Source organism: Nocardioides sp. NPDC127503 (assembly GCF_040302165.1).
In the GTDB taxonomy this organism is placed as follows: Bacteria; Actinomycetota; Actinomycetes; order Propionibacteriales; family Nocardioidaceae; genus Nocardioides.
On record NZ_JBEORH010000020.1, the window covers coordinates 1 to 25,487 of the forward strand.

The 25,487-nt window shown below is 69.5% G+C and carries 24 protein-coding genes; 16 read left to right on the plus strand and 8 right to left on the minus strand.

The window, feature by feature from the left end; translation table 11 throughout:
* The 4 genes from ABTW65_RS28715 to ABTW65_RS28730 all read left to right on the plus strand — a co-directional run.
* On the plus strand, window positions 1-694 hold a 694-nt coding region (locus tag ABTW65_RS28715), incomplete at its 5' end, for a sulfatase/phosphatase domain-containing protein (protein WP_350666549.1).
* A 48-nt stretch (window positions 695-742) separates the two neighbouring features.
* A complete protein-coding gene (locus ABTW65_RS28720; protein WP_350666551.1) occupies window positions 743-2,287 on the plus strand; it encodes a sulfatase-like hydrolase/transferase in 1,545 nt (514 codons plus the stop codon).
* The gene (locus ABTW65_RS28725) at window positions 2,284-2,640 is read left to right on the plus strand and encodes a DUF1707 SHOCT-like domain-containing protein (RefSeq protein ID WP_350666553.1); all 357 of its coding nucleotides are present in this window, start codon (window positions 2,284-2,286) and stop codon (window positions 2,638-2,640) included. The genes ABTW65_RS28720 and ABTW65_RS28725 overlap by 4 nt, the downstream gene beginning before the upstream one ends.
* A gap of 134 nt (window positions 2,641-2,774) precedes the next feature.
* Window positions 2,775-3,707 (plus strand): hypothetical protein, encoded by a 933-nt coding sequence (locus ABTW65_RS28730; protein WP_350666555.1) that lies wholly within the window; start codon window positions 2,775-2,777, stop codon window positions 3,705-3,707.
* Between the two features lie 9 nt (window positions 3,708-3,716).
* On the opposite strand, the gene ABTW65_RS28735 is transcribed toward ABTW65_RS28730, so the two are convergent.
* Window positions 3,717-4,172 (minus strand): hypothetical protein, encoded by a 456-nt coding sequence (locus ABTW65_RS28735; RefSeq protein ID WP_350666557.1) that lies wholly within the window; start codon window positions 4,170-4,172, stop codon window positions 3,717-3,719.
* Between the two features lie 89 nt (window positions 4,173-4,261).
* On the opposite strand from ABTW65_RS28735, the gene ABTW65_RS28740 reads away from it, so the two are divergent.
* Genes ABTW65_RS28740 through ABTW65_RS28760 form a run of 5 tightly spaced genes read left to right on the plus strand, consistent with a single transcriptional unit; the run spans window position 4,262 to window position 12,186 of the window.
* Window positions 4,262-6,052: a methylmalonyl-CoA mutase family protein gene (locus ABTW65_RS28740; protein WP_350666559.1), complete on the plus strand. Its 1,791-nt coding sequence runs from the start codon at window positions 4,262-4,264 to the stop codon at window positions 6,050-6,052.
* Window positions 6,049-8,226 carry a methylmalonyl-CoA mutase gene (gene scpA, locus ABTW65_RS28745; RefSeq protein ID WP_350666561.1) on the plus strand — a complete coding sequence of 726 codons (2,178 nt, stop codon included), beginning with the start codon at window positions 6,049-6,051 and terminating at the stop codon, window positions 8,224-8,226. The genes ABTW65_RS28740 and scpA overlap by 4 nt, the downstream gene beginning before the upstream one ends.
* Window positions 8,227-8,286: 60 nt before the next feature.
* Window positions 8,287-9,978 (plus strand): protein kinase domain-containing protein, encoded by a 1,692-nt coding sequence (locus ABTW65_RS28750; protein ID WP_350666563.1) that lies wholly within the window; start codon window positions 8,287-8,289, stop codon window positions 9,976-9,978.
* A gap of 12 nt (window positions 9,979-9,990) precedes the next feature.
* Window positions 9,991-10,989, plus strand: coding sequence for a methylmalonyl Co-A mutase-associated GTPase MeaB (gene meaB / locus ABTW65_RS28755; RefSeq protein ID WP_400460498.1), 999 nt, complete (start codon window positions 9,991-9,993; stop codon window positions 10,987-10,989).
* A 12-nt stretch (window positions 10,990-11,001) separates the two neighbouring features.
* Window positions 11,002-12,186, plus strand: coding sequence for an amidohydrolase (locus tag ABTW65_RS28760; RefSeq protein ID WP_350666567.1), 1,185 nt, complete (start codon window positions 11,002-11,004; stop codon window positions 12,184-12,186).
* Between the two features lie 7 nt (window positions 12,187-12,193).
* Here ABTW65_RS28760 and ABTW65_RS28765 read toward each other — a convergent pair whose 3' ends face one another.
* The 4 genes from ABTW65_RS28765 to ABTW65_RS28780 form a co-directional block, all read right to left on the minus strand.
* Window positions 12,194-13,477: an ABC transporter permease gene (locus ABTW65_RS28765; RefSeq protein WP_350666569.1), complete on the minus strand. Its 1,284-nt coding sequence runs from the start codon at window positions 13,475-13,477 to the stop codon at window positions 12,194-12,196.
* Window positions 13,478-13,482: 5 nt separating this feature from the next.
* Complete coding sequence (locus tag ABTW65_RS28770; RefSeq protein WP_350666571.1) at window positions 13,483-14,763, minus strand: ABC transporter permease; 1,281 nt, start codon at window positions 14,761-14,763, stop codon at window positions 13,483-13,485.
* Window positions 14,764-14,839: 76 nt separating this feature from the next.
* Window positions 14,840-16,354: an ABC transporter ATP-binding protein gene (locus ABTW65_RS28775; RefSeq protein ID WP_350666573.1), complete on the minus strand. Its 1,515-nt coding sequence runs from the start codon at window positions 16,352-16,354 to the stop codon at window positions 14,840-14,842.
* A 114-nt stretch (window positions 16,355-16,468) separates the two neighbouring features.
* On the minus strand, window positions 16,469-17,557 hold the full coding sequence (locus ABTW65_RS28780) for a BMP family lipoprotein (protein WP_350666575.1): 1,089 nt from the start codon (window positions 17,555-17,557) through the stop codon (window positions 16,469-16,471).
* A gap of 179 nt (window positions 17,558-17,736) precedes the next feature.
* Between ABTW65_RS28780 and ABTW65_RS28785 the strand changes: the two genes are divergently transcribed.
* The 5 genes from ABTW65_RS28785 (at window position 17,737) to ABTW65_RS28805 (ending at window position 21,995) form a co-directional block, all read left to right on the plus strand.
* Window positions 17,737-18,150, plus strand: a complete 414-nt coding sequence (locus tag ABTW65_RS28785) for a cytidine deaminase (protein WP_350666577.1) — start codon at window positions 17,737-17,739, stop codon at window positions 18,148-18,150.
* A 48-nt stretch (window positions 18,151-18,198) separates the two neighbouring features.
* Window positions 18,199-18,819 (plus strand): hypothetical protein, encoded by a 621-nt coding sequence (locus ABTW65_RS28790; protein ID WP_350666579.1) that lies wholly within the window; start codon window positions 18,199-18,201, stop codon window positions 18,817-18,819.
* Window positions 18,820-18,836: 17 nt separating this feature from the next.
* Window positions 18,837-19,454 carry a hypothetical protein gene (locus ABTW65_RS28795; RefSeq protein WP_350666581.1) on the plus strand — a complete coding sequence of 206 codons (618 nt, stop codon included), beginning with the start codon at window positions 18,837-18,839 and terminating at the stop codon, window positions 19,452-19,454.
* 138 nt (window positions 19,455-19,592) lie between these two features.
* Window positions 19,593-20,876, plus strand: coding sequence for a thymidine phosphorylase (locus tag ABTW65_RS28800; protein WP_350666583.1), 1,284 nt, complete (start codon window positions 19,593-19,595; stop codon window positions 20,874-20,876).
* A gap of 60 nt (window positions 20,877-20,936) precedes the next feature.
* Window positions 20,937-21,995 (plus strand): S66 family peptidase, encoded by a 1,059-nt coding sequence (locus ABTW65_RS28805; protein WP_350666585.1) that lies wholly within the window; start codon window positions 20,937-20,939, stop codon window positions 21,993-21,995.
* Window positions 21,996-22,002: 7 nt separating this feature from the next.
* On the opposite strand, the gene ABTW65_RS28810 is transcribed toward ABTW65_RS28805, so the two are convergent.
* Window positions 22,003-22,458, minus strand: coding sequence for a MaoC family dehydratase (locus tag ABTW65_RS28810; protein WP_350666587.1), 456 nt, complete (start codon window positions 22,456-22,458; stop codon window positions 22,003-22,005).
* A 35-nt stretch (window positions 22,459-22,493) separates the two neighbouring features.
* Here ABTW65_RS28810 and ABTW65_RS28815 point away from each other — a divergent pair, with 35 nt between their 5' ends.
* Window positions 22,494-23,573, plus strand: a complete 1,080-nt coding sequence (locus ABTW65_RS28815) for an adenosine deaminase (RefSeq protein ID WP_350666589.1) — start codon at window positions 22,494-22,496, stop codon at window positions 23,571-23,573.
* Here ABTW65_RS28815 and ABTW65_RS28820 read toward each other — a convergent pair.
* Together ABTW65_RS28820 and deoC are read right to left on the minus strand one after the other, a co-directional pair.
* The gene (locus tag ABTW65_RS28820; RefSeq protein WP_350666591.1) at window positions 23,548-24,159 is read right to left on the minus strand and encodes a uridine kinase family protein; all 612 of its coding nucleotides are present in this window, start codon (window positions 24,157-24,159) and stop codon (window positions 23,548-23,550) included. The two genes, ABTW65_RS28815 and ABTW65_RS28820, sit on opposite strands and share 26 nt — an antisense overlap.
* 30 nt (window positions 24,160-24,189) lie before the next feature.
* Window positions 24,190-24,864, minus strand: coding sequence for a deoxyribose-phosphate aldolase (gene deoC / locus ABTW65_RS28825; RefSeq protein ID WP_350666593.1), 675 nt, complete (start codon window positions 24,862-24,864; stop codon window positions 24,190-24,192).
* 45 nt (window positions 24,865-24,909) lie between these two features.
* Here deoC and ABTW65_RS28830 point away from each other — a divergent pair, with 45 nt between their 5' ends.
* Window positions 24,910-25,479, plus strand: a complete 570-nt coding sequence (locus tag ABTW65_RS28830) for a hypothetical protein (protein WP_350666595.1) — start codon at window positions 24,910-24,912, stop codon at window positions 25,477-25,479.
* Window positions 25,480-25,487 lie beyond the last annotated feature (8 nt).

The following is a 25,487-nucleotide window of genomic DNA, read 5'->3' on the forward strand; positions in this document are numbered from 1 at the left end:
GGGGTCGCCGTCGCGGAAGAACCCGTCCCAGATCGAGAAGGACGCCTACCGGCTCTCCTATCAGCGCCGGATCGAGTCGGCGCGCAGCCTGGACCGCAACATCGCCTCCCTGCTCGGTGGGCTGAAGAAGAGCGGTGACCTGGCGCGCACGCTGGTCGTGTTCACCTCCGACAACGGGTTCTCCAGCGGCTACCACAACTTCAACGGCAAGCTCTGGTACTACGAGGAGTCGCTGCGGATCCCCGTGCTGATGAGCGGTCCCGGCGTACCCAAGGGGCGTGAGGTCGGGACCACGCTCACCAACCCGGACATCGCCACGACGCTGCTCGCGGCGGCTGGCGCCGACGACCCGCACGAGCCCGACGGCATCGACATCCTGCCGTGGCTGAGTGCGCCCGAGCAGACCCGCGTCGTCCCGATCGAGGCGTGGCCGACGTCCGACGGCACCTCGCGGCTCTGGTCCGGGGTGCGCGTGGGGCGGTGGACCTACGTCGAGCTGACGACCGGTGAGGTCGAGCTCTACGACCGCACCAAGGATCCGTACGAGATGAAGAATCTCGCCGACGACCCGGCCCACGCCAAGACGGTCTCGCGCCTCGCCGACCTGACCGAGAAGTATCGCGACTGCGCCGGCGACAGCTGCCCCAAGAAGATGTACGCCGCCGACCGCCCGCTCGACCTGGCAGGACTCTAGCGAGTTAAAGTAGACTAAATAACTCATCTTACTTGGGAGTGTTTAGTCATGCCGGTCGGCAACCTGTTCACCCGTCGCAAGCGCGCTGCTGTGGCGACGGTGGCGATGAGCGCCCTCGCGGTGACCGGCCTGGTGCACGAGCCGGCCGCCATGGCGGCGGCTCCGACGCGTACGCCTGCTCTGGAGCGGCCCGCGGAGAAGCCGAACCTGCTGATGGTCACGGTCGACGACCTCTCCGCACTCGACATGGACTACCTGCCGCGCGTGCGGAAGCTGGTCGAGCGGACCGGGGTCTCCTTCTCCGACGGGATCGCGCCGACGCCGATCTGCGTACCTGCGCGGGCCTCGCTGCTGACCGGGCAGTACGCCCACAACCACGGCGCGCGCACGATCGAGGGGCCGTACGGCGGGTATCAGGCCTTCGACGACTCCTCGACGGTCGCCACGTCGCTGCAGGAAGCGGGCTACTCGACGATCCTGGCGGGGAAGTACCTCAACGGCTACGGCGAGGGTGCGACCCGTGGCGAGGTGCCCCCTGGGTGGGACCAGTGGCGCGCGACCGTCGACCCGTCGACGTACAACTTCCGGTCGCCGAAGTTCAACGTCAACGGCGAGATCATCAAGTCCAAGGGCTACTCCTCGACCGTCATCACCGAGCACGCGAAGGCCGGGATCGCGGCCGAACGCGCGAGCGGGAAGCCCTGGTTCACCTGGGTCAACTACGTGGCGCCGCACCACGGAGCGCCGTCGGGGCCCGGTGATCCGAAGAAGGTCTACCCGGGCACCGACGCTGCACTGTCGGTGACCGTGCCCGACACCCAGGACCGCGGGTTCTACGACAACGTGCAGATCCCGGAGCGGCCAAACCTCTTTCCCGAGGACACCTCCGGCTATGCGAAGGGCTCGCCTGGGCGGGGGAAGTTCAACCCACGGAAGAAGGACGCGCTCCGGATCGCCTACCAGCGCCGCCTCGAGGCCATCCGCAGCCTGGATCGCAACATCGCCTCGCTGATCGGCTCGCTCAAGCGCAGCGGTGAGCTGAAGCGGACGCTGGTCGTGTTCACCTCCGACAACGGCTTCTCGAACGGCTACCACAACCTCAACGGCAAGCTGTGGCACTACGACGAGTCGCTGCGGATCCCGGTGCTGGTGAGCGGCCCCGGGGTGCCGCGCGGCCGGACGGTGCGGACCCCGGTCACCAACCCGGATCTCGCCGCCACCGTGCTGGCGGCGGCCGGGGCTCGGCCACCTCGGGCGCCGGACGGGATCGACATCATGCCGTGGTTGCGCGCGCCCGAGCAGGTCCGCGCCATCCCGATCAGCGGCTGGCGGGTGAGCGACGGGAGCAGGCAGCTGTGGTCCGGTGTCCGGGTCGGCTCCTGGACCTACGCCCGCCTGCACACCGGCCAGGTCGAGGTCTACGACCGCTCCTCGGACCCCTATGAGCAGCACAACCTCGCCGCCGAGCCGGCGGTCGCGGAGACCGTCAAGGCGCTCGCGAGGCTCGCCGACCGCTACCGGAACTGCGCCGCCTCGACCTGCCCCAAGGGCCTGTACGCCTCTGGCCGGGCACTCGATCTGGAGGCGCTGTGACGAGGGTCGGTGACCTGGAGCGCGAGGCCGCGCGGGCGCGGCTCGTCGAGGCGTACGCCGCGGGGAGGATCGACGCACCCGAGCTGGAGTCGCGTGCCGAGACGGTGTGGGGTGCGGCCCGGTCCGCCGAGCTCGCCGCGGTCGTCGACGACCTGCGCGAGGATCCGGCTCGGCCTGGTGGGGCAGGCCCCCGTCACGTACGCGATCTGCTGGTGTTCCTGATCTGCGGCGCGGTCGCGGTCGCGGTGTGGCACCTCACTGGCCGCGGCTTCTTCTGGCCGGTCTGGGTGCTGGTCTATACCGGCCTGCCCCTCCTGCGGATTTTGAACCCTAGGAGAGCCAGTCACACCTGACGTGCCTCGCGCTCCTAGGGTTCGGACGGTCTTCGTGGGATAACTGGATCATGGGGGTCTCGGGTGGGTCTCGTGCGGACGACGACGCGTGGGAGCGTGAGCGGGTCCGCCTGCGGTTGGAGAGTCAGCGACGGATGCAGGACGGGGTGCTCACCCACGCTCAGTTGGTGGCTGGTGGTGTGGCGCGGGCCGAACTGGCGAGGATGCAGCGGCGCAAGGAGCTGCGGCGGGTGCATCCCCGGATCTACGTCGACCACACCGGTCCTCTCAACTGGCATCAGCGGGCATGGGCGGCGGTCCTCTATGCCGATCCCGCCTATCTGTACGGCCCGAGCGCGGAATCTCCGAGGACCGAGCAGCTGGCGCGGCCTGGCTTCGTCCCCGATCCGATCCACGTCGCTATCGACCAGACTCGCAGGATCAAGGCGCAGCCCGGCATCGTGATCCACCGGCTCACCAATCTCGAGAGCCATGCCTTTGGCGGCACCCCGCCGCGCCTGAAACTCGAGGACAATGCGTTGGCGATGGCGCACGAAGCGCGTTCGGAGATCGACGCCGTAGCGTGTCTTGCGCAGGTCGTTGGGCGGTCGTACGTCACGCCGGCGAGCCTGCAGACTGCGCTCGGCCGATTCCCGTCGCTACGTCGGCGCGCCTGGATCGCCACGATCATCGACGACTTGGAGTCTGGGAGTCATTCGGTCCTCGAGCATGGCTACCTCACCAAGGTCGAGCGTGCGCACGGACTCCCGCCCGCCGAGCGGCAAGTGCCGCGCACGACGCCCAGCGGCAACCAGTTCCGCGATGTCGAGTACGCGGCGTACGGGCTCGTGGTCGAGCTCGACGGTGCGCTCGGTCATGACGCGTGGCGGGACCAGGCGCGGGACGCCGACCGCGCCCTCGACGACCTCGCCGCGTCGGGAACGGTCACGGCTCGACTGCGCTGGCACCAGGTGTTCGGCACTCCGTGTCGCACCGCCCATGCCGTGGCGCGAATCCTGACATCCCGCGGCTGGCCGGGAGACCCAAGGCCTTGCTCGGGCGACTGCCCGATTGCCACTGACCCCTAGGAGCGCAGATCACGCCATGGGTGACTGGCGCTCCTGAGGTTGCTTGGCGAGGGTGTCCGCGGGGACGTTGCCCGACTCGATCTCCCGCGCCAGCTCGGTGATGCGTACGCCGCTGGCGGTCCAGCTGCCCGCGCGCTCCTCGTGGATGGGGGTGAAGGCGCGGCGGACCTCAACGGTCCAGTGGCGGCCGAAGACGACCCGGGCGCCGACGGCGAAGGGGAGGATCGCGAGCAGGAGGAGGAGCTCGATGCTGGTCAGCAGCATGACCGCGACGACCACGACGAGGATCGGCAGCGCGATGATGAGCCAGACCACCATGAGGATCATGCTGATCGGATCGTCGCCGGAAGGCGCACCGATGGGGACCTCTAATGCGTCGAGACTCATGCGGCGCGACTTCCGCTGCCATGGGACCCAGCGCCGGGTGATCCGATAGACCTGTCCGGCCGGAGTGCGTACCTTCACGGCGGTCAACCTAACGGCGCGTCTCAGTTAGCGGTTGTAAACCTCACACTTTGTGGTCACCGCCACTTCATCGGCCTAAGGTTCGACCCATGAACGACGCCGCTCGCGACGACTCGTTGCGCCTTGCCCAGCCGGCGGATGCCCATTCCCAGGCAGAGTGGGAGGCGGCGACTGCTGCCGTCCTCCGCAAGACCGGTCGGCTGACGGCCGACGACGCCGACTCGCTCGTCTGGGACAAGCTGACCCGCACCTCTCTCGACGGACTCCGGATCGCCCCGCTCGGCTTGCCGGACACGTCCTTCGCCGACGCGGCCCGTCCTACGCGCGCCGGCGCCTGGGACATCCGCTCGCTCGTCTCCGGTCTCTCCGGCCTGGACGCCAAGGCGGCCAACGAAGCCGCGCTGGTCGACCTGGACGGAGGGGTCTCCTCGCTGTGGGTGGCCGCTGACGAGACCACCGACCTCGCGGTGCTCCTCGACAAGGTGCTCCTCGACCTGGCGCCGATCGTGCTCGACGCGCCGATCGGTGCGGTCAAGGTCGCCCAGAACCTGCTCGCGCTGATCGCCGAGCGCGGCGCCGGGCTGCACGCTGCGACCAACCTGGGTGCCGACCCGATGGGCGCGCTGCTGCGCGACCTGCCGCTGGCGCCCGATGAGGCGTTCGCCGAGCTGGTCGACCTCGCTCGTCTTGCCCAGGGGATCGGGGTGCGCGCGATCGTTGTCGATGCCACGGCTGCGCATGATCTGGGCGCGTCCGACGTGCAGGAGCTCGGCTGGTCGATCGCGGTCGGCGTCGCCTACCTGCGCGCGCTGACCGAGGCGGGCTTCTCGCCCGCAGTGGCGGCGAGCCTGATCGAGTTCCGGTTCGCGGCCACCGACGAGCAGTTCCCGACGATCGCCAAGCTGCGGGCCGCCCGCCAGCTGTGGACGCGGGTCCTCGAGCTCTCCGGGGCCGAGGGTGTCGAGATGCGCATCCACGCGGTGAGCTCGCGGCCGATGCTGTCGAAGTACGACCCCTACGTGAACATGCTGCGCGGCACCGTCGCCGCCTTCGCCGCCGGTGTCGGCGGTGCGGACGCGGTGACCGTGCTGCCCTTCGACTCCGCCAACGGCGTACCGGACGGGTTCGGGCGCCGGATCGCCCGCAACGTGTCCCACCTGCTGATCGACGAGTCCCACGTCGCGGCCGTCGCTGACCCCGCCGGTGGCTCCTTCGCCGTCGAGCAGCTGACCGCCGACATGGCCGCCGCTGGCTGGGAGGCGTTCATCCAGCTCGAGGAGGAGTGGACCGGGGCGAACGCCGTCGGAGGCCACGACTTCTCGCCCTTCCGTGACCGGATCGCCGCGGTCTCGGCCGCGCGGGAGAAGGCGATCGCGCGGCGCAAGCGTCCGATCACCGGGCTCACCGAGTTCCCCAACCTCGCCGAGACGCTCCCCGAGCGGCCGGTCGACCCGCTCAACGAGCGGGTGGTGCGCTACGGCGCCTCCTTCGAGGCTCTGCGCGACACTCCCGCCACCACCAAGGTCTTCCTCGCCACCATCGGCACCGTCGCCCAGCACACCGCCCGGGCGACCTTCGCGACCAACCTCCTCGCCGCCGGTGGCATCGGCGTCGAGGTCGCGGGCGCGACCAGCGACGCCGACGACCTCACCGGGAAGTACCGCGCGGCCGGTGCGCCGGCGGTCGTCTGCCTGGCCGGGTCTGACAAGACCTACGCCGAGTGGGGCCCAGCCGCGATCGCGGCCCTCCGCGAGGCCGGCGCCACGCACGTGATCATCGCCGGGAAGCCCGACGCCGTCGACGCCGAGGTGGACGACGCCGCCTCGATGGGTGTCGACGCACTCGCCTTCCTGACCGCTACGAGGGAGAAGCTCTCATGACGATTCCCGGCTCTTTCAAGGGGATCCCGCTGAACAGTGACGGGGTCCCGTACAACTCGACCGGTCCGTCCGGTGAGGGCTGGCTGAGCCCCGAGGGCATCGAGATCCAGCCGGCGTACGGGCCCGCGGATCTCGAGGGTCTCGACGCGCTCGACACCTTCCCCGGGCTGAGCCCGTTCCTGCGCGGGCCGTACCCGACGATGTACACGACCCAGCCGTGGACGATCCGGCAGTACGCCGGGTTCTCGACCGCGGAGGAGTCCAACGCGTTCTACCGCCGCAACCTGGCGGCCGGTCAGAAGGGCCTCTCGGTCGCCTTCGACCTGGCCACCCACCGTGGCTACGACTCCGACCACCCGCGCGTACGCGGCGATGTCGGCATGGCGGGCGTCGCGATCGACTCCATCTACGACACCAGGACGCTGTTCGACGGCATCCCGCTGGACCAGATGTCGGTCTCGATGACCATGAACGGTGCGGTGCTGCCGGTGCTGGCGCTCTACATCGTGGCCGCTGAGGAGCAGGGTGTCCCGCCGGAGAAGCTGGCCGGGACCATCCAGAACGACATCCTCAAGGAGTTCATGGTCCGCAACACCTACATCTACCCGCCGGTGGCGTCGATGCGGATCATCGGCGACATCTTCTCCTACACCGCCGCGAAGATGCCCCGGTTCAACTCGATCTCGATCTCCGGCTACCACATGCAGGAGGCCGGGGCGACGGCCGATCTCGAGCTCGCCTACACGCTGGCCGACGGCGTCGAATACCTGCGGACCGGTCTGGCCGCGGGCCTCGACGTCGACGCGTTCGCGCCGCGGCTCAGCTTCTTCTGGGCGATCGGGATGAACTTCTTCATGGAGGTCGCCAAGATGCGCGCGGCCCGCGCGCTGTGGTCGCGTCTGGTCTCGCAGTTCGACCCGTCCAACCCGAAGTCGCTGTCCCTGCGGACCCACTCGCAGACCTCCGGCTGGTCACTGACCGCCCAGGACGTCTTCAACAACGTCGGCCGCACCGCGATCGAGGCGATGGCCGCGACCCAGGGCCACACCCAGTCGCTGCACACGAACGCGCTGGACGAGGCCATCGCGCTGCCGACCGACTTCTCGGCCCGCATCGCCCGCAACACCCAGCTGCTGCTGCAGCAGGAGAGCGGCACGACCGAGATCATCGACCCGTGGGGCGGCTCCTACTACGTCGAGAAGCTCACCCACGACCTCGCCGAGCGCGCCTGGGCCCACATCCAGGAGGCCGAGGCGGCCGGCGGGATGGCCAAGGCGATCGAGCAGGGCATCCCGAAGATGCGCATCGAGGAGGCGGCCGCTCGCACCCAGGCGCGCCTCGACTCCGGTGCCCAGAAGCTGATCGGCGTCAACACCTTCCGGCTCCCCTCCGAGGATCCGCTCGACGTGCTCAGGGTCGACAACGACCAGGTCTACAAGCAGCAGGTCGCCAAGCTGGAGCGGCTGCGCGCGGAGCGCGACGATGAGAACGTACGCCGGGCCCTGGAGGCCATCACGAACGCGGCCGGTTCGACGAGCGAGCCCAGCGGCACCGGCAACCTGGACGGCAACCTGCTCAAGCTGGCCGTCGACGCGGCCCGTGCGAAGGCGACCGTCGGGGAGATCTCCGACGCGATGGAGAAGGCCTGGGGACGGCACCAGGCCGTCATCCGTACCATCTCCGGTGTGTATCGGGACGAGGCGACGACGTCAGGTGACTCGAAGGTCACCGAGGTGCTGAAGGCGACCAAGGAGTTCGAGGAGGCCGAGGGGCGCCGCCCGCGGATCCTGGTCGCGAAGATGGGCCAGGACGGTCACGACCGTGGCCAGAAGGTCGTGGTCTCGGCCTTCGCCGACCTCGGCTTCGACGTCGACGTAGGCCCGCTGTTCTCCACGCCCGAGGAGGTCGCGCAGCAGGCGGTCGACGCCGACGTACACATCGTCGGGGTCTCGTCGTTGGCTGCCGGTCACCTCGCGCTGCTCCCCGCGCTGAAGGCGGCGCTGGAGGAGCAGGGTCGCCCGGACATCATGATCGTCATCGGCGGGGTCATCCCGCCCGACGACGTGGCCACGCTCGAGCAGATGGGCGCGGCCGCGGTCTTCCTGCCCGGCACCGTCATCGCCGACTCCGCGATCGACCTGCTCGGTCGCCTGCGGGAGCAGCTCGATCACTGATCACTGACCGTTCCGAGTATGTCCTCGCCGGGGGCGTCGGGCTCGTCTAGCCTCAGAGCTGTGACGGACCTACGCCCCGGGCGGGCATCCGGGGACGGGCTGATGAGGGTCGGCGCCTACGAGATCCTCAACAAGCTCGGTGAGGGCGGCATGGGTGTCGTCCACCTCGCCCGCCACGAGGAGACCGGCGAGCGGGTGGCGCTGAAGGTGCTGCGTACGCATGTCGTGGGGGACGAGGAGACCCGCGCCCGGTTGGAGCGCGAGGTGCGGTCGCTGCGGCAGGTGCGCAGCCCCTGGATCGCCGAGATCGTCGACGCCGACCCCTACGCGGATCTTCCCTACGTCGCGACCCGCTACGTGCCGGGTCCGACGCTGCACGACCGGATCAAGGACGACGGACCCGTCGTCGGCGAGGACCGGTTCTGGCTGGCGCGCTGCCTGGCCGGCGGTGTCGCCGCCTGCCACGACGCCGGCGTGCTGCACCGTGACGTGAAGCCCTCCAACGTGGTGATGGAGGGACGTACGCCGGTGCTCATCGACTTCGGGCTGGCCAGGGTCGCCGACGATCCCAAGATCACCCTCACGGGGTGGCTGGTCGGCACCCCGGGCTATCTGGCGCCGGAGATCCTGGAGGGTACGCCCTCGTCGCCGGCCAGCGACGTGCACTCCTGGGCCGCCACGACCGCCTATGCGCTGCTGGGCCGACCGCCGTTCGGGACCGGTCCGTCCATGGCCGTCCTGGATCGCGTACGCCGCGGCCAGCACGATCTCGACGGCATCGAGGGGTCGATGCGGGAGGTCCTTACCGCCGCGCTGGCGACGGATCCTGCGGACCGGCCGGGTCTGGAGGAGCTGCGGGAGTGGCTGATGGAGCCCGAGGTGCCGTGGTCCGGAGCCGATGCCTCCGCGGTCACCAAGGTGCTGCCGGTGACGATGCCGCTCGCCGCCGCACCAGTGGATGCCGAGCTGAAGCCGACCCTGGTCGACCCGGACGCCGCCGGCGATGCCGTGACGGAGGTGGAGGCGGTGCCGCCGACTGCGGTGACCGTCGCCGACGCGCCGGCCGAGCCCGTGGTGGTGCGCCGGTTCGATCCGCAGGCTCCGCCACCGGCTCCGTCGCCCGAGCCCGGCTGGAGCCCGCCCAGCAAGCACGCCAACCTCAAGCGCTGGCCGGGTCCGATGCACTTCCTGGTCCTGGTCGCGCTCGCCGCCATCCTCGCCGGGGTCGTGGCTGCGTACCCGTTCCTGGGCGCGACCCTTCTCGGTCTCGGCGTCTGGCTGCTGCGGGCCGTCTCCATGGCCGCCGACCACCTGTCGAAGCGTCGCGAGGCGCGAGGCCGGAAGTGGTACGACGGCCTGTGGGCGCTCGTCCGCTCGCCGTGGGACCTGGTGCGTGCGATCCCCGGCACGGCGGCGCTGACCGCGCTGACGGGAGTGATCGCGGCCGCTGTGGCTGTCGGCTGCCTCGCCCTCGACCTGCCGCTGACCGTGGTGCTCTACGTCGCCGCGATGGTCTTCATGTCCGCGGCCTGGCTCGCCTCGCAACGGGTCCGTGACACGGTCGGACCGGTCGCCCGGGCCGCGTCCTCGCCGTCACAGCGCTGGGTCGTCGCCGTCGTCGGCCTGGCGATCATCGCCGCCGCGGCCGCCTGGTATGCGGTGCAGATGGGTGTCTCATGGGTGCCGCTGGACGACGTACGTTCGAGTCAGCTGCACGGCGTCGTCCGCGACGTACTGCGGCGCGCTCGCTGACCCGGTTCGCGATTGGCTAAGGTGCTGGCCATGCCAGGGCCCGACGTACAAGACCTTCTCGACGGCATCAGCGACGGCAAGCGGGCGGCGGTGTCACGGGCGATCACCTTGGTCGAGTCGACCAAGCCCCAGCACCGCGACATCGCGCGCGAGCTGCTCACCAAGCTCCCGGCGGGCGACACCGTGCGGGTCGGGATCTCCGGGGTGCCGGGGGTCGGCAAGTCGACCTTCATCGAGGCGCTCGGCAGCCGGCTGACCGCCAACGGCCTCAAGGTGGGGGTGCTGGCGGTCGACCCGTCGTCGGTACGCACCGGCGGCTCCGTCCTGGGCGACAAGACGCGCATGCAGCGGCTCTCCGTGGACCCCAACGCCTTCATCCGGCCCTCCCCGTCCGCAGGAACGCTCGGCGGGGTCGCCAGGGCGACCGTGCAGGCGATGGCGGTGCTCGAGGCGGCCGGCTACGACGTGGTGCTGGTCGAGACAGTCGGTGTCGGGCAGTCCGAGGTGACCGTGGCGGGGATGGTGGACACGTTCCTGTTCCTCACCATCGCGCGCACCGGCGACCAGCTGCAGGGGATCAAGAAGGGCATCCTGGAGATCTCCGACGTGATCGCGGTCAACAAGGCCGACCCCAACGACCCCCACCGAGCCCAGGAGGCGCGCGCGGCCGCCCGCGAGCTCGCCGGCGCGCTCCGGCTGGTGCGCTCGCGCGAGGAGTGGGCGCCGCCGGTGGTCACCGCCTCGGCGCTCCACGACGACGGGGTCGACTCGGTCTGGGAGCAGGTGATGGCCCACCGCACCCACCTCGGCAAGGACGGGCTGCGCACCAAGCGCGCCGAGCAGCAGCTCGACTTCACCTGGGCGCTCGTTCGCGACGAGCTCGACCAGCGGCTCAAGCACTCCGCGGGCGTCAAGGCGATCCGTGACGAGGTGCGTGCCGAGGTGCTCTCCGGGGAACTTCCGGCGACCGTAGCCGCGGACAGGATCCTGGCCGCCTACGACAAGGATTAGTCTGACGGGACCATGCTGGAGCCTGCTGCCTTCCTCGCCGAGCGAGTCGATGCCTACGACGCCGAGCTGATCGACCTGCGTCGGGACATCCACGCGCACCCGGAGCTCTCCTGGCAAGAGCATCGCACCACCGAGCTGGTCGCCGAGCGACTGGAGAAGGCGGGGTGGCAGGTCGACCGGCCGTCGGCGACCGGCCTGATCGCCGACCTGGGCGGTGGTGGGAAGAAGTCGAGGGTCGTCGCGCTGCGCGGCGACATGGACGCCCTGCCCGTCGACGACGTCACCACCGACATCTGGACGAGCACCGTCCCCGGGGTCGCGCACGCCTGCGGCCACGACGTACACACCACGGCACTGCTCGGTGCCGGCCTCGCGCTGGCCGACCTGCATCGCGAGTCACCGCTGCCCGGTGGCGTACGCCTGCTGTTCCAGCCCGCCGAGGAGGTCATGCCGGGCGGCGCGCTGCACCTGATGAGCCTGGGTGCGCTCGACGACGTGGAGCGGATCTTCGCGCTGCACTGCGACCCGACCGTCGACGTCGGCCGCGTCGGGATCCGCTCCGGCGCGCTGACCAGTGCGGCCGATCTGATCGACGTACACCTCAGCGGCACCGGCGGTCACACCTCGCGCCCGCACCTGACCGGCGACCTGGTCTTCGCGCTCGCCAAGGTGACCACCGAGCTGCCGGTGATCCTGAGCCGGCGGATGGACCCGCGGGCCGGGGTCAGCGTGGTCTGGGGCAAGGTCACCGCCGGCCAGATCCACAACGTGATCCCCGCACACGGGTCCGTCGGAGGCACCGTACGGATCCTCGACAGCGACGCCTGGAGCGAGGTCGAGCACGTCGTACGCGAGGTCGTCGCCGAGATCATCGCGCCCTACGGTGTGACCGCCGCCGTCGACTACACCCGGGGCGTCCCGCCGGTGAGCAACGACGAGGAGTCCCACCAGATCCTCGTGGAGACCGTCCGCGAGGTTCTGGGGGAGCGGGGTGCCGTCGTCTCGGCGCAGAGCCTCGGTGGCGAGGACTTCGGCTGGTATCAGGAGCAGGTCGCGGGCTCGATGTTCCGGCTCGGCGTACGCACCCCCGGCGGCCCCACCTACGACCTCCACCAGGGCGACCTGCGCATCGACGAACGCGCGGTGGGCGTCGGCGCCAAGGTACTGGCCGCCGCCGCCCACCGCGCGCTGGTCTGACTCGGGGCTATTCCTTGCGGTACGGCACGCCGTCGGCGGCCGGGGCACGGGAGTGCCCGACGAGCCCGGCGACGGCGAAGATCGTCACGACGTACGGCAGCATCAGCATGAACTGCGACGGCACCGGCGAGCCGATCACCGAGAGCACCGACTCGACGTTGGACGCGAAGCCGAAAAGCAGCGCCGCCAGGGTCGCCTTGATCGGATCCCACTTGCCGAAGATCACCGCGGCCAGCGCGATATAGCCAGCGCCGCCGGTCATCTCACGCCCGAAGGACGGCACCGAGACGAGCGTGTAGGTGGCCCCGCCGATGCCCGCGATCGCGCCGGCCAGCACGATGGTGCGGTAGCGGGTCGCGATCACGTTGATGCCGACCGTGTCGGCGGCCTTCGGGTGCTCGCCGACCGCGCGCACTCGCAGGCCCCACTTGGAGCGGTAGAGGGCCCAGGCGACGAGGAAGACCGCGACGTACATCAGGTAGACCAGCACCGTCTGGCGGAAGAAGATCGGGCCGAGGACCGGGATGCCGGACAGCAGCGGGATCTCCAGGCGCGGGAAGTGGGGCGGGTTGTTGAGCGCCCCGGCGTTCTCGGAGAGGACCTGGGAGAACATGAAGCTGGTGAAGCCGATCACGAGCACGTTGAGGACGACACCGACGATGACCTGTTCGACCCAGTAGGTGATCGCGAACAGGCCCAGGAGCAGCGCGACCAGCATCCCCGCGACCATTGCGGCCACCAGGCCCGCCCACGGGCTGCCGGTGAGAGAGGCGACGATCGCCGCGCCGAAGGCGCCGAAGAGCAGCTGGCCGTCGATGGCGATGTTGACGACGCCCGCCCGCTCACCGAGTACGCCGCCGAGCGCACCGAACACGAGCGGCACAGCCAACGCCAGCGCGCCGGCGAGCAGGCCGACCACGGGAAGCGTCTTGCCCGCGACCGCCCAGGCCAGGAACCCGGAAACCGCGATCACGGCGAAGGCCGCGACCAGCACCAGGGGTGTCTTGCGGCCGGCGCGAGCGTTCCAGGCCGCGTACGCCGTGCACAGCAGGCACAGGACGACGGCCGTCCACACGACGCCGTTGGCCGGCAGCGTGATGTCGGGGATGGCGAACCAGTCACCGTCGCGGCTCCACCTGAAGGTGGAGTCACCGGTGCGGGGAGCCACGATGACGAGCAGCGCCACCAGCACGGTGAACACAGCCATCACGATGGGCGTCTTCCACAGGCCCGGGATGCGCTCGGCGACGGGTGGTGCGTCGGAGTTGACCGGAAGATCGACAGCGGACACGGTCCTCAGGCCTCCTTCGTGGGGAGTCGGAAGATCGCCTTCACCAGAGGTGGCGCGGCGAGGAACAGCACGATCAGGGACTGGATGACCAGCACGATGTCGACCGGGATGCCTTCGGAGGCCTGCATGAAGAAGCCGCCGGACTTGAACGCGCCGAACAGGATCCCGGCGGCCAGGATGCCGAACGGGCGCGATCGTCCCAGCAGCGCGACGGTGATCGCGTCGAAGCCGATCCCGGCGTCGAGGCCGCTGGTCGCGCCGTCGGTCACCGAGCCGAGCACCTGGTTGACACCGGCCAGGCCGACGAGCGCCCCGGAGATCAGGAACGCGCTGAGGTAGGCGACCCCGACGTTGATGCCGGCAGCCTTCGCTGCCGAGGGGTTCTCACCCACCGCACGGAACCGATAGCCCAGCGAGGAGCGGTTGAGGATCCACCAGACCAGGACCGTCGCCAGCAACGCGAGCAGGAAGCCGGCATGCAGGTTGAACTGCTGTCCGAGCAGGTCGGGCAGGACCGCCGACTCCGGCATCGGGGAGGACTTCGGGTTGCCCGACCCGGGCGCCTGGAGCAGCGACTTGCGGGTCAGGGCGTAGAAGACCAGGTAGTAGCCGACGTAGTTGAGCATGATCGTCACGATCACCTCATGGGCACCGGTGAGCGCCTTGAGGAGGCCGGCGATCCCGCCCCACAGCGCGGCGGCCAGAGCTCCGACGAGGATCGCCAGCGGCAGATGCACGATCATCGGCAGGTCGAGCCTGACCGCCACGAACGCGGCGGCGGCGCCACCGAGCAGCATCTGGCCACGGCCACCGATGTTGAAGAGCCCGGCGCGGAAGGTCAGACCGATGCCGAGCCCGGCCAGCGTCAGCGGCGCGGCGAACTTCAGCGTCTCGGTGATCGGCTTGATCTGCTGGGTGAACGTGCTGCCCAGGTCGTTGTAGACCGCACCCCGCCACAGTGAGACGTACGCCCCCGAGATTGCCTCCCACGCGTAGAAGAACGTGTCGGAGGGACGGGCGAAGAAGTAGGAGAGCCCGTAGCGGACGTCCTCGTCGGTGAAGAGGATCATCAGCGACCCGAAGAACATCGCGAGCAGCACCGAGAGCACCGCGACCAGCGCGTTGCCGGTGGTGATCTCGCGCATCGCCACGTGCCAACGGCTCGCCTCGGGCACCCGGTCGGCGTCGGAGGTCGTCGCCGCGCCTTCCGCCTGTCCGGTGGGCTCGGTCGGCTCGGTGGGCTCTGTCGTCTCGGCCGGCTCGTTCTCCGGCCCCTTCTCGCTCATGCCGCCGCCTCCGTTGGGCAGATCGAAGAGTACGGATGCGGCGGCCTGAGGCCTGTTGCCGCTCGCTGGCGCTCGCTCATGCGTCGCTCCCTTCAGGAGACTCGCCGGCCATCATCAGGCCGAGGGTGTCGCGGGAGGTGTCGGCGGGCACGATGCCCACGACCCGCCCGCGGTAGAGGACCATGATCCGGTCGGCGAGGGCGGCGATCTCGTCGAGCTCGGTGGAGACCACGAGCACCGGGACACCGGCGTCGCGCGCGGCCACGATCTGCTGGTGGATGAACTCGATCGAGCCGACATCGACGCCGCGCGTCGGCTGCGCCGCGACGAGAAGTCGCAGGTCACGAGAGAGTTCGCGGGCCACGACGACCTTCTGCTGGTTGCCGCCCGACAGCTGCCCGGCAAGGGTCGAGACCCCGGGGGCGCGTACGTCGTACTCGGCCAGCTTCTCCTTGGCGAAGGTGTCGAGCTTCTTGAGGTTCAGCGAGCCGCGCGAGACGAAGCGCTTGTCATAGCTGCGGTTGAGCATGAGGTTCTCGGCGATGGTGAAGTTGCTGACCAGGCCGTCGACCTGGCGGTCCTCGGGGATGAACCCGATCCCCGCCTCGAGCGCCTTGCGCACCGAGCGACCGACGATCTCGCGGCCGTCGAGGTTGATCGAGCCCTCGACATGCGGAGCCAGGCCCACCATGGCCTCGGTGAGCTCGGTCTGGCCGTTGCCCTGGACCCCGGCGACGGCGAGGATCTCACCGGCGTCGATGTGGAAGCTGATCGAGTCGACGTGGACACGCCCGTCCTCGTCGGCCACCGTGAGGTCGGAGACGACGAGCGCGCGCTCGCCCGGCTGCGCCGGGTCCTTGTGCACCTTGAGCTCGACCGGGCGCCCGACCATCAGGGCCGCGAGCTCGGCGTTGGAGGCCTCCGGGGAGGCCTCGCCGACGACGGTGCCGCGGCGGATGACCGTGATCCGGTCGGCCACCTCGCGCACCTCGCGAAGCTTGTGGGTGATGAACACGATGCCCGTGCCCGACTCCTTGAGCTGGCGCATGATCGCCATCAGCTCGTCGGTCTCCTGCGGCGTCAGCACGGCGGTCGGCTCGTCGAAGACGAGCACCTCGGCGTCACGCGAGAGCGCCTTGATGATCTCGACCCGCTGCTGCACGCCGACGGGGAGGTCCTCGACGAGCGCGTCGGGGTCCACCTGGAAACCGAAGCGGTCGGAGATCTCCCGGACGCGCTTGCGGGCAGCGTCGAGGTCGAGGCTGCCGGCGAACCCGGTCGCCTCGTGGCCGAGCATGACGTTCTCTGCGACGGTGAAGACAGGGATGAGCATGAAGTGCTGGTGCACCATGCCGATGCCGGCGGCCATCGCGTCGCCGGGACCCTTGAAGCGCTGCGGCTCGTCGTCGATGACGATCTCGCCCTCGTCGGCCTGGTAGAGGCCGTAGAGCACGTTCATCAGCGTGGACTTGCCCGCGCCGTTCTCACCGAGCAGGCAGTGGATCTCGCCCGGCTCGACGGTCAGGGAGATGTGGTCGTTGGCGACCAGGGAGCCGAAGCGCTTGGTGATGTCGCGAAGCGCGAGTCTCATGGCACGGATCATTCCTTGCAGGGGTGGAGAAATTCCGGAAGTACGTGGCGAGGGGGCCGGGTGCATCCGGCCCCCTCGTCGTGGTGGTCCCGACGGGCGGGACCACCGGGTGGGTCACTTCGCGAGGTAGGAGTTGACCTTGATAGAGCCGTCCTTGATGCCGGCGGTGACTTCCTCGATCTCGTCGGGGAGAGTCTCCGAGACCTTCGACTCGAAGTTGTGGAACGGCGCCAGGCCGACCCCGTCGTTCTCGAGCGTGCCGACGTACGGCGTCGCGTCGAACTTGTCCTCACCCGCGGCGAGGATGACATCCGTGGTGGAGGTCTTCATGTTCTTCAGGATGGAGGTCAGAACGACGTCCTGGGTGTTCGGGTCGGTCTCGTAGAAGTCGGCGTCGACACCGATCAGGGCGACCTCCTTGCCGGAGTCCTCGATCGCGGTGAGCGCGCCCTGGTAGATCGGGCCGCCGACCGGCAGGATCACGTCGGCGTTCTGGTCGATGATCTGGCGGGCGGTGTTGGTGGCCTTCTCGTTGGCGACGAACTCACCGGTGAAGGAGCCCTTCTCGCCACCCTCGTAGCCGACGACCTTGACGTCCTTGTTCTTGGTCTTCGAGTAGTACTCGACGCCCTGCTTGAACCCGTCCATGAAGATCGTCACGGTCGGGAACGGCTGGCCACCGTAAGTGCCCACGACACCGGTCTTGGTGTAGTCGGCGGCGACGTAGCCGGCCAGGAACGCGGCCTGAGCGGTGTCGTAGAGGATCGGCTTGATGTTCTCCGCGTCGGTCTTGCCGTCGAAGTCGGCGTCGGCCGCGTCGTCGATCAGGACGTACTCGGTCTCGGGGTTGGCCTTGGCGGACTCGATGGTCGCGGCCGAGAGTGCGAAGCCGACGGTCACGATGGTGTCGCAGCTCTGGCCGACCAGGCCCTCCAGGTTGGAGGTGTAGTCGTTGGGGCTGTTGGACTCGACGTCCTTGAACTTCGAGCCCAGCTCGTCCGCGGCTTCCTTCACGCCCTCGTAGCTGAGCTGGTTGAACGACTTGTCGTCGAACCCGCCCTCGTCGGAGACGATGCAGGGAAGGTAGTCGCTGTTCCCCTCCCCAGCGCGCTCGGCCGGCGCCTCTCCGCACGCGGCGAGCGCGGCAGCGGTCAGGACCGCGGCGAAGCCGCCGGTGGCGGCCTTCTTGATGTTGTTCTTCACTGGTGCCTCCAGGTCGTTGCTCCGCGAAGCGCGTCGCAAAGGACATTCATGTCCGAACGTTCTCCCCAAAGACCGAGCATTGCCAGGGATTACGCGAACGGTTACCAACTTTTGATCTCGACGAAGCCTAAGCCTCGTACCTTGTGCTTGGTTGTCCGGACAGGCTTTAAGGTCGAACCATGACCGAGAAGCAGACGTACGCCGCAGAGGGCTTTGACTGGGAAGGCCTGCGTGCGCAAGCGGTGGAGGCCGCAAAACATGCGTACGCGCCCTACTCCAACTACCCCGTCGGAGTGGCCGGATACGCAGACGACGGACGCCTGCTGCATGGGTGCAACGTGGAGAACGCCGCCTACGGCGTGACGCTGTGTGCCGAGTGCGGCCTCGTCTCTTCATTGCACATGACCGGCGGTGGCCGCCTCACCCACGTCGTCTGCGTCAACGGCTCCGGCGAGGTCATCATGCCCTGCGGCCGCTGCCGTCAGCTGCTCTGGGAGAACGGCGGCCCCGAGCTGCTGCTGATGACCGTCTCGGGCGTACGGCCGATGTCCGAGGTCCTTCCGGATGCCTTCGGCCCGGAGAACCTCGCGTAACCGAACTGCGTGCTGCCAGGTTGAACGGCCACATTCTCGGAGGTCACCATGACGTACGCAACGCCCGCCCATCCACCGCCGACTGGGCCGCAGTCGTCCGGACCGAAACGGTGGGTCTGGTTCGTCATCGGCATCGCCGGTGGCCTGGTCGTCGGTCTGATCGGAGCAGGGATCTTCGCGCTCGCGCGCGCGGCGAGCGGTGGCAGCGACGACGAGCGGCCGAACATCGAGGCGCTGGTCGGAGAGAACTACTGCTACCGGATCGCCGAGAAGCTCGGCATGGACTACGTCGGCGACGACCTGTCGGGCGATGCCTTCGGTCTGGACTACGGCGGCACCTGCACTCTCACCGAGGCGAACCCTCCCTCTGAGGACTTCGGGCACAGGTCCGAGGCGAGCTTCGAGGTCGAGCTGCGAAATCTCCATCCCCTCATCGACTGGGCGCGCGATTGCCATGGTGACCAGCGCGCAACGGGCGTTGTGATTCTGCCGGGTGAGCAGGACGATGACACCTGCGTCGTGACGGCATCCAGGAGCAGGATCGGGTGGGCTGGCCGAATGCTCTCGGACTCGCTCAGTCTCACGGTGAGTCCCGACGGGAGTGAGCATCCACGTCTCGACGTACGCCTGGTCGAAATCCTCGACGCCGCAGAGAGCGAGCTGTCATGACCTCGGGAAGCTCTGCGATGTCACGGGTCGTGCTTCCGCTGGTCGGCGGAGCAGCGGTCGCCATCGCTGTGGTCGCTGGGGTGGTCGGTGGCGCGGTCGCCCTGCTCGGACCGGACGAGAGCGAGGCCGCGACTCCTCCTCCCGACGTCTGTTCGAAGGTGTCTGACGCGCTGCCGCCGGAGCTCAGTCAGGTCGGCGACGTACGACGTACGGACTCGGTCGACGGTGTGGTGCTGTGTTCATTCCGGGGTGCCACTTCGGCAGGAGACACCTCTGTTCTCGTCAGCCTCACGACGATCGGCGAGACCGGGCCCGCCGCGCGGATGGAGGAGGACCCGGAGCGTTTCGTGTCGCTCCGCTGCGGTGGGCTCGAAGCGTTTACCAAGATGCCGCAGGCGCCTGGCGTCCCGGAGGGGAGCTACGACGAAGTGCCCGACAAGTGGTGTGCGGCCACCGAGGTCCGGGCAGGTGAGAACGACAGTGCCGAGGCCGAGGCCGGGGCGGGCGCCATTCACAACAGGGTGGAGCACATCGGGGGCAGTTCGTACGTGCAGGTGACCATCCTCCGGTCCGGTGTCGAGATCGAGGGACTGGAAGAGCTCGGAGTCGACGTCGTCCAGGCGCTACGGACCTGAAACTCGGACGAGAAGTGGTCACTTTGGGCCGTCGTCGGCGGCTCGAGGAGGCCCAAAATGACCACTTCTCCGGGTGGTCGCCGGTGAGGTGCGTCGTCCGGTAGGGGAGCTGCGGCAGTCGCGCCTTACGCTGTCCGCATGGCGGAACATGATGCGGTCGAGGTGATCCTCGCCAAGCGCGACGGTGGCGAACTGAGCGACTCCCAGATCGACTGGATGATCGCGGCCTACACGGCCGGGGTCGTGGCTGAGGAGCAGATGTCGGCGCTCAACATGGCGATCCTGCTCAACGGGATGTCGCGGCGCGAGATCGCGCGGTGGACGGCGGCGATGATCGCCTCGGGCGAGCGGATGTCGTTCTCCTCCCTGGACAGGCCGACCGCCGACAAGCACTCCACCGGAGGCGTGGGCGACAAGATCACGCTGCCGTTGGCGCCGCTGGTCGCCGCGTGCGGGGTGGCGGTGCCGCAGCTGTCCGGGCGCGGGCTCGGCCACACCGGCGGCACCCTTGACAAGCTCGAGTCGATCCCCGGGTGGCGTGCGTCACTCTCCAACGAGGAGATGATGTCCCAGCTCGGGTCGGTCGGCGCGGTGATCTGCGCGGCCGGTGAGGGGCTGGCCCCGGCCGATCGCAAGCTGTACGCGCTGCGCGACGTCACCGGCACCGTCGAGTCGATCCCGCTGATCGCCTCCTCGATCATGTCCAAGAAGATCGCCGAGGGCACCGGGGCGCTGGTGCTCGACGTCAAGGTCGGCGCCGGGGCGTTCATGAAGACGCTCGCCTCTGCGCAGGAGTTGGCGCGCACCATGGTCGACCTCGGCACCGACGCGGGCGTCAACACAGTCGCGCTGGTGACCGACATGGCCACCCCGCTCGGCCTGACCGCCGGTAACGCCATCGAGGTCACCGAGTCGGTCGAGGTCCTCGCTGGCGGCGGGCCCGCCGACGTCGTCGAGCTCACGGTTGCGCTTGCCCGGGAGATGTTGGCCGCTGCCGGTGTGTCCGGCCCGGATCCCGCCGACGTACTCGCCTCCGGCAAGGCCATGGACGCCTGGCGGGCGATGATCTCGGCCCAGGGAGGCGACCCGTCGGCGCCGCTGCCGGTCGCCCGTGAGACCCACGTGGTCACCGCGCCGGCGTCCGGCGTCCTCACCCGGCTCGACGCGATGGCCGTCGGGCTCGCCGCCTGGCGCCTCGGCGCCGGGCGGGAGCGGAAGGAGGACGCCGTCCAGGCCGGGGCCGGGGTCACCTGGCACGCGCGCCCGGGCGACTCCGTCGCTGCTGGTGCGCCGCTCTTCACGCTCCACACCGACACGCCTGAGCGCTTCGACCGTGCGCTGGCCGCGCTGGAGGGTGGCTACGAGATCGAGGACGGGGCTGCGTACGAGGCGACGCCGCTGATCCTCGACCGCATCGGCTGACGGAGGCGGAGCGCGGATAACCATTCGCGCCGCACGGTTGCTGGGAACCAGACTTCACCCATGGAGATCGTCAAGCCACCCAAGGCCGTCGCGGGCGACAAGGTCGCCGTGCTGTCACCCTCGTTCGCCGCGCCCGGGGTGGCGCCGGCGATCCACGAGCAGGCGCTGATTCGGTTGACCGAGGTGACCGGGCTGGTGCCGGTGGAGTATCCGACGACGCGGAAGGTCGGTGCGACGTCGCAGGAGCGGGCGGCCGATCTGAACGCCGCGTTCGGCGATCCGGAGATCCGGGCGGTGCTGGCAACCATCGGCGGCGAGGACCAGATCACCGTGATCTCGCACCTCGACGCCGACCTGGTGCGGGCCGACCCGAAGCCGTTCCTCGGCTACAGCGACAACACCAACCTGCTCAACTGGCTGTGGACCAACGGCGTCGCTGCGTTCCACGGTGGCTCGACCCAGGTCCACCTGGGGCCGGGGCCGGGGCTCGATCCCGTCCACGAGGCCTCGCTCAAGGCCGCGCTCCTCACCGGCGAGACCCTCGAGATCACCGAGCCGGGCGAGTCGGAGGACATCGGGCATGACTGGCAGGACCCGCGCGCGCTGACCGAATACGGTGAGCGTGAGGCGACCGAGCCGTGGACCTGGACGGGTCCCGAACGGAAGATCACCGGCCGCACCTGGGGCGGCTGCATCGAGATCCTCCAGTGGGCGCTGACCGCCGGACGCTTCCCGGCCGACCCAGAGGTGCTGGAGGGCGGCGTACTCCTCCTGGAGACCTCCGAGGAGCTCATCCCGGCGCGGGAGTTCGGCTGGATCACGCGGTCGCTGGGCGAGCGTGGGCTGCTCGAGGCGATCGACGCGGTCGTCGTCGCCCGCCCGCCGACGTCGGCCATGCCTGGAACGACCAGCGAGCGTCAGCCCAGCGCCGAGGAGCGTGCCGCCAAGCGCGCCGAGCAGCGCGACGTGGCGATCGAGACCGTCGCCCGCTACAACCCCGACGCGGTGGTCGTCGTCGGCCCGCCGTTCGGGCACACCCGACCTCAGTGGATCGTGCCGTACGGCGGCGAGATGACCGTCGACGGCACGACCCAGCAGCTGTGGGCCGACTACTCCTGAGCCGGGCTCAGTCCTCCAGGAGCAGGACGACCGACTCCGCGACGCATGCGGGCTTGGCGGAGCCCTCGATCTCGATCGTCGTCTTCACGACGAGCTGGAGGCCGGTGGGGAGCTTGGTGACCTCGCCGAAGGTGATGATCGGACGGATGCGGGAGCCGACCAGGACCGGCATGGGGAAGCGGACCTTGTTGAGGCCGTAGTTGAGCTTCGCGCCGGGGGTCTCCAGCGAGTAGACGCTCACGCCGAGGTAAGGGATCAGCGACAGCGTCAGGTAGCCGTGGGCGATGGTGCCCCCGAAGGGACCCTCCTTGGCCCGCTCCTCGTCGATGTGGATCCACTGGTGGTCGCCGGTGGCGTCAGCGAAGGCGTTGACCCGGTCCTGGTCGACCAGGAGCCATTCGCCGGTGCCGATCTCGGTGCCTGCGGCGTCGGAGACTTCTTCGAGAGTGGTGAATGTGCGCACACCCGGAATCTAGCGGCATACGGAATGATGGGCCCATGGAACCGTCCGACATGCAGATCAAGGCCGCCCCGAAGGTGCTGCTCCACGACCACCTCGACGGTGGCGTACGTCCCTCGACCCTCGTCGAGCTCGCCGCTGAGGTGGGTCACCAGCTGCCGGAGGGGACCCAGGACGATCCGGTCGCGCTGGAGGAGTGGTTCGTGACCAGCGCGGACTCGGGGTCGCTGGAGCGCTACCTCGACACCTTCGCGCACACGCTGGCGGTCATGCAGACGCTGCCCGCGCTGACCAGGGTGGCTCGGGAGTGTGTCGAGGACCTGGCCGAGGACGGCGTCGTCTACGCCGAGGTCCGCTGGGCGCCGGAGCTCCATCTGGCCAATGGTCGCGAGCTGGACGAGGTCGTCGCGGCCGTCCAGACCGGGTTCGACGAGGGCATGGCGGCGGTCGCGGCGTCCGGTCGGAAGATCGTCGTACGTCAGCTGCTCACCGCCATGCGGCAGGCCGCCCGCGCTGCCGAGATCGCCGAGCTCGCGGTGACCTGGCGCGACCGCGGGGTCGCCGGGTTCGACATCGCCGGGCCGGAGAAGGGCTTTCCGCCGAGCCGGTTCCTGGCGGCGTTCGAGCAGCTGGCCGCCGACAACATGCGCTTCACCATCCACGCCGGCGAAGGCTTCGGGCTGCCCTCGATCTGGGAGGCGGTGCACCCCTGCGGCTGCGACCGGCTCGGTCACGGCGTACGCATCGTCGACGACATCACCCTCGAGGAGGGCGAGGCGCCGCGGCTCGGCCGGCTCGCTGCGTACGTCCGGGACCGGCGGATCCCGCTCGAGCTCTGTCCGCGCTCCAACGTGCAGACCGGAGCGGCGAAGTCGATCGCCGAGCACCCGATCGGGCTGCTCTACGACCTCGGGTTCCGAGTCACGATCAACACCGACAACCGGCTGATGTCACGCACCTCGATGTCGGCAGAGATGGCCGGCATCGTGGAGGCCTTCGGCTGGGGGCTGCCCGAGCTGCAGCGGCTGACGACCAACGCGATGAAGTCCGCGTTCCTGCCCTACGACGAGCGGGTCGACCTGATCCACGAGATCAAGGACGCGTACGCGGCCCTGTGAGTCGTTCGATGGCGACGTAGCCGTGCTTCGGGTAGACCGCGGTGCAGCCCTTCGCGACCGCGTCCTCGACCACCTGCGGCTGCGCGCGCCTCAGCGCCAGGCCCCGCTTGACCAGCACGAACGGTGGTTTGCGGTGCTCGCGGAGGTCGCGGGTGAGCCGGCGCCAGAAGGTCACCGTCGGTGATTGGGTGACGCAGTAGGCGGCTGCCAGCAGCCCCGCGTCGCGGCACGCGGCCACGATGTCCTGGGCGAAGATCCCCTCGGCGACGAAGAACGGCTCGTCGCCGAGGGTCAGCGACTGCCAGCCGGTACGGCCGTCGTGGGCGATGTCGTAGACGGGTACGTCGGCAGTACCCGTCTCGCAGAGCGCCGTGATCGCCTTCATCGCGTCGTCGGGATGCCAGGAGTCGGGGTGGTCCCAGTCGACCAGGCCCGCGTTGGGACCCTCGGTGATCCGGGGGAGCGAGGGGTCGGAGCCGTCCTTGTAGAAGTCGTCCAGCCTCAGAACCGGCAGCCCGAGCCGCTCGGCCAGGCGGGACTTCCCGGCACCCGAGGGGCCGGCGAGGACGATGACCTGAGCATGCACCGGAGCATTCTCGCCTGTGCCGGGCCGAAGTCAGTAGCCGGCGCCGGTCGACCCCGTCGATCCGGCCAGCAGCGCACGCGAGCCCGAGACGCCGAGCCTGGTCGCCCCGGCGGCGATCATCTGCTCGGCCTGCTCCATCGTCCGCACTCCACCCGAGGCCTTGACCCCGACATCGAGGCCGACGGTCTGCCGCATCAGCTCCACCGCGTGGACGGTGGCGCCGCCGGCGGGGTGGAAGCCGGTGGAGGTCTTCACGAAGTCCGCGCCGGCGCGGACCGCCGCCTGGCACACACCGACGATCTCGTCATCGTCGAGGGCTGCGGACTCGATGATCACCTTCAGCACGGTGGGGGCGGGAACGGCCGCACGGACGGCCGCGACGTCGGCCTCCACGTCGGTGAACCGCTTCTCCTTCGCCGCCCCGACGTCGATGACCATGTCGACCTCGTCCGCACCGGCCGCGACCGCGGCACTCGCCTCGGCGGCCTTGATCGAGGAGATGTGCTTGCCGCTCGGGAAACCGCACACGACCGCGATCTTCAGCTCGGCCGGCGCGTTGACCGGCAGCATCGAGGGAGAGACGCACACCGAGTAGGTGCCGAGCTCGGCGGCCTCCAGGATCAGCGCCTCGACGTCGGCGTGGGTCGCCTCGGGCTTGAGGAGGGTGTGGTCGATCAGCTTCGCGATGTCAGCGGGGGTAGGCACGGGCTCAGCATATGCATCTAGCCCCGGAGGGCTAAGGTTTGCGCCGTGAATGACGTTCAGCCCGAGGAGTGGTTCCGCAACTCCAGCAGCACCATGTGGGGATTCCTCTCGGCGGGGGCCGCGATCGCGGTCGTCGTGATCGACGCGGTCACCGGCTGGCACCCTGAGACGACGGCGGGCGGCGTCCTCTTCGCGCTGGTGGCGTACGCCGCGTTCATCCGCACCAAGGTCGGGGTCAGCGAGGGCGACTTCGTGCTCCACCACCTCTACTCGACGGTGCGCTTCCCGATGGCTGCACTCGAGAGCGTCGCGGTCGGCCGCACCCTCGGTGCCTACGCGGGCGGCCGCACCTATGTCAGCGGCGCCGTCGGGCGTCCGATGCGGGAGGCGGTCAAGGGCGGCAAGCGCGACCACAAGCCGCTGAGCAACCACGCCGACTTCATCGAGGACCGCCTCAACGCGCTGGCCCAGGACGCCCGCGACCGGCGCCGGATCAAGCGGGACTCCGACGAGCAGTTCGCCCTCGCCGAGGACGTACGCCGCAGTTGGGACTGGCCGCTCATCGCCATCACGGGCGTAGTGGCCGTCGCCTTCGTCGTCCTGCTCGTGATCTAGCCATCCCG

What these genes read in the sequence shown, in the direction of transcription:
- ABTW65_RS28720 (WP_350666551.1), top strand. Translation starts at nt 743, where the DNA reads ATGCCGGTCGGCAACCTGTTCACCCGTCGCAAGCGCGCTGCTGTGGCG.
- ABTW65_RS28730 (WP_350666555.1), top strand. Translation starts at nt 2,775, where the DNA reads ATGCAGGACGGGGTGCTCACCCACGCTCAGTTGGTGGCTGGTGGTGTG.
- ABTW65_RS28740 (WP_350666559.1), top strand. Translation starts at nt 4,262, where the DNA reads ATGAACGACGCCGCTCGCGACGACTCGTTGCGCCTTGCCCAGCCGGCG.
- scpA (WP_350666561.1), top strand. Translation starts at nt 6,049, where the DNA reads ATGACGATTCCCGGCTCTTTCAAGGGGATCCCGCTGAACAGTGACGGG.
- ABTW65_RS28760 (WP_350666567.1), top strand. Translation starts at nt 11,002, where the DNA reads ATGCTGGAGCCTGCTGCCTTCCTCGCCGAGCGAGTCGATGCCTACGAC.
- ABTW65_RS28770 (WP_350666571.1), bottom strand. Translation starts at nt 14,763, where the DNA reads ATGAGCGAGAAGGGGCCGGAGAACGAGCCGGCCGAGACGACAGAGCCC.
- ABTW65_RS28775 (WP_350666573.1), bottom strand. Translation starts at nt 16,354, where the DNA reads ATGAGACTCGCGCTTCGCGACATCACCAAGCGCTTCGGCTCCCTGGTC.
- ABTW65_RS28785 (WP_350666577.1), top strand. Translation starts at nt 17,737, where the DNA reads ATGACCGAGAAGCAGACGTACGCCGCAGAGGGCTTTGACTGGGAAGGC.
- ABTW65_RS28790 (WP_350666579.1), top strand. Translation starts at nt 18,199, where the DNA reads ATGACGTACGCAACGCCCGCCCATCCACCGCCGACTGGGCCGCAGTCG.
- ABTW65_RS28795 (WP_350666581.1), top strand. Translation starts at nt 18,837, where the DNA reads ATGTCACGGGTCGTGCTTCCGCTGGTCGGCGGAGCAGCGGTCGCCATC.
- ABTW65_RS28800 (WP_350666583.1), top strand. Translation starts at nt 19,593, where the DNA reads ATGGCGGAACATGATGCGGTCGAGGTGATCCTCGCCAAGCGCGACGGT.
- ABTW65_RS28805 (WP_350666585.1), top strand. Translation starts at nt 20,937, where the DNA reads ATGGAGATCGTCAAGCCACCCAAGGCCGTCGCGGGCGACAAGGTCGCC.
- ABTW65_RS28815 (WP_350666589.1), top strand. Translation starts at nt 22,494, where the DNA reads ATGGAACCGTCCGACATGCAGATCAAGGCCGCCCCGAAGGTGCTGCTC.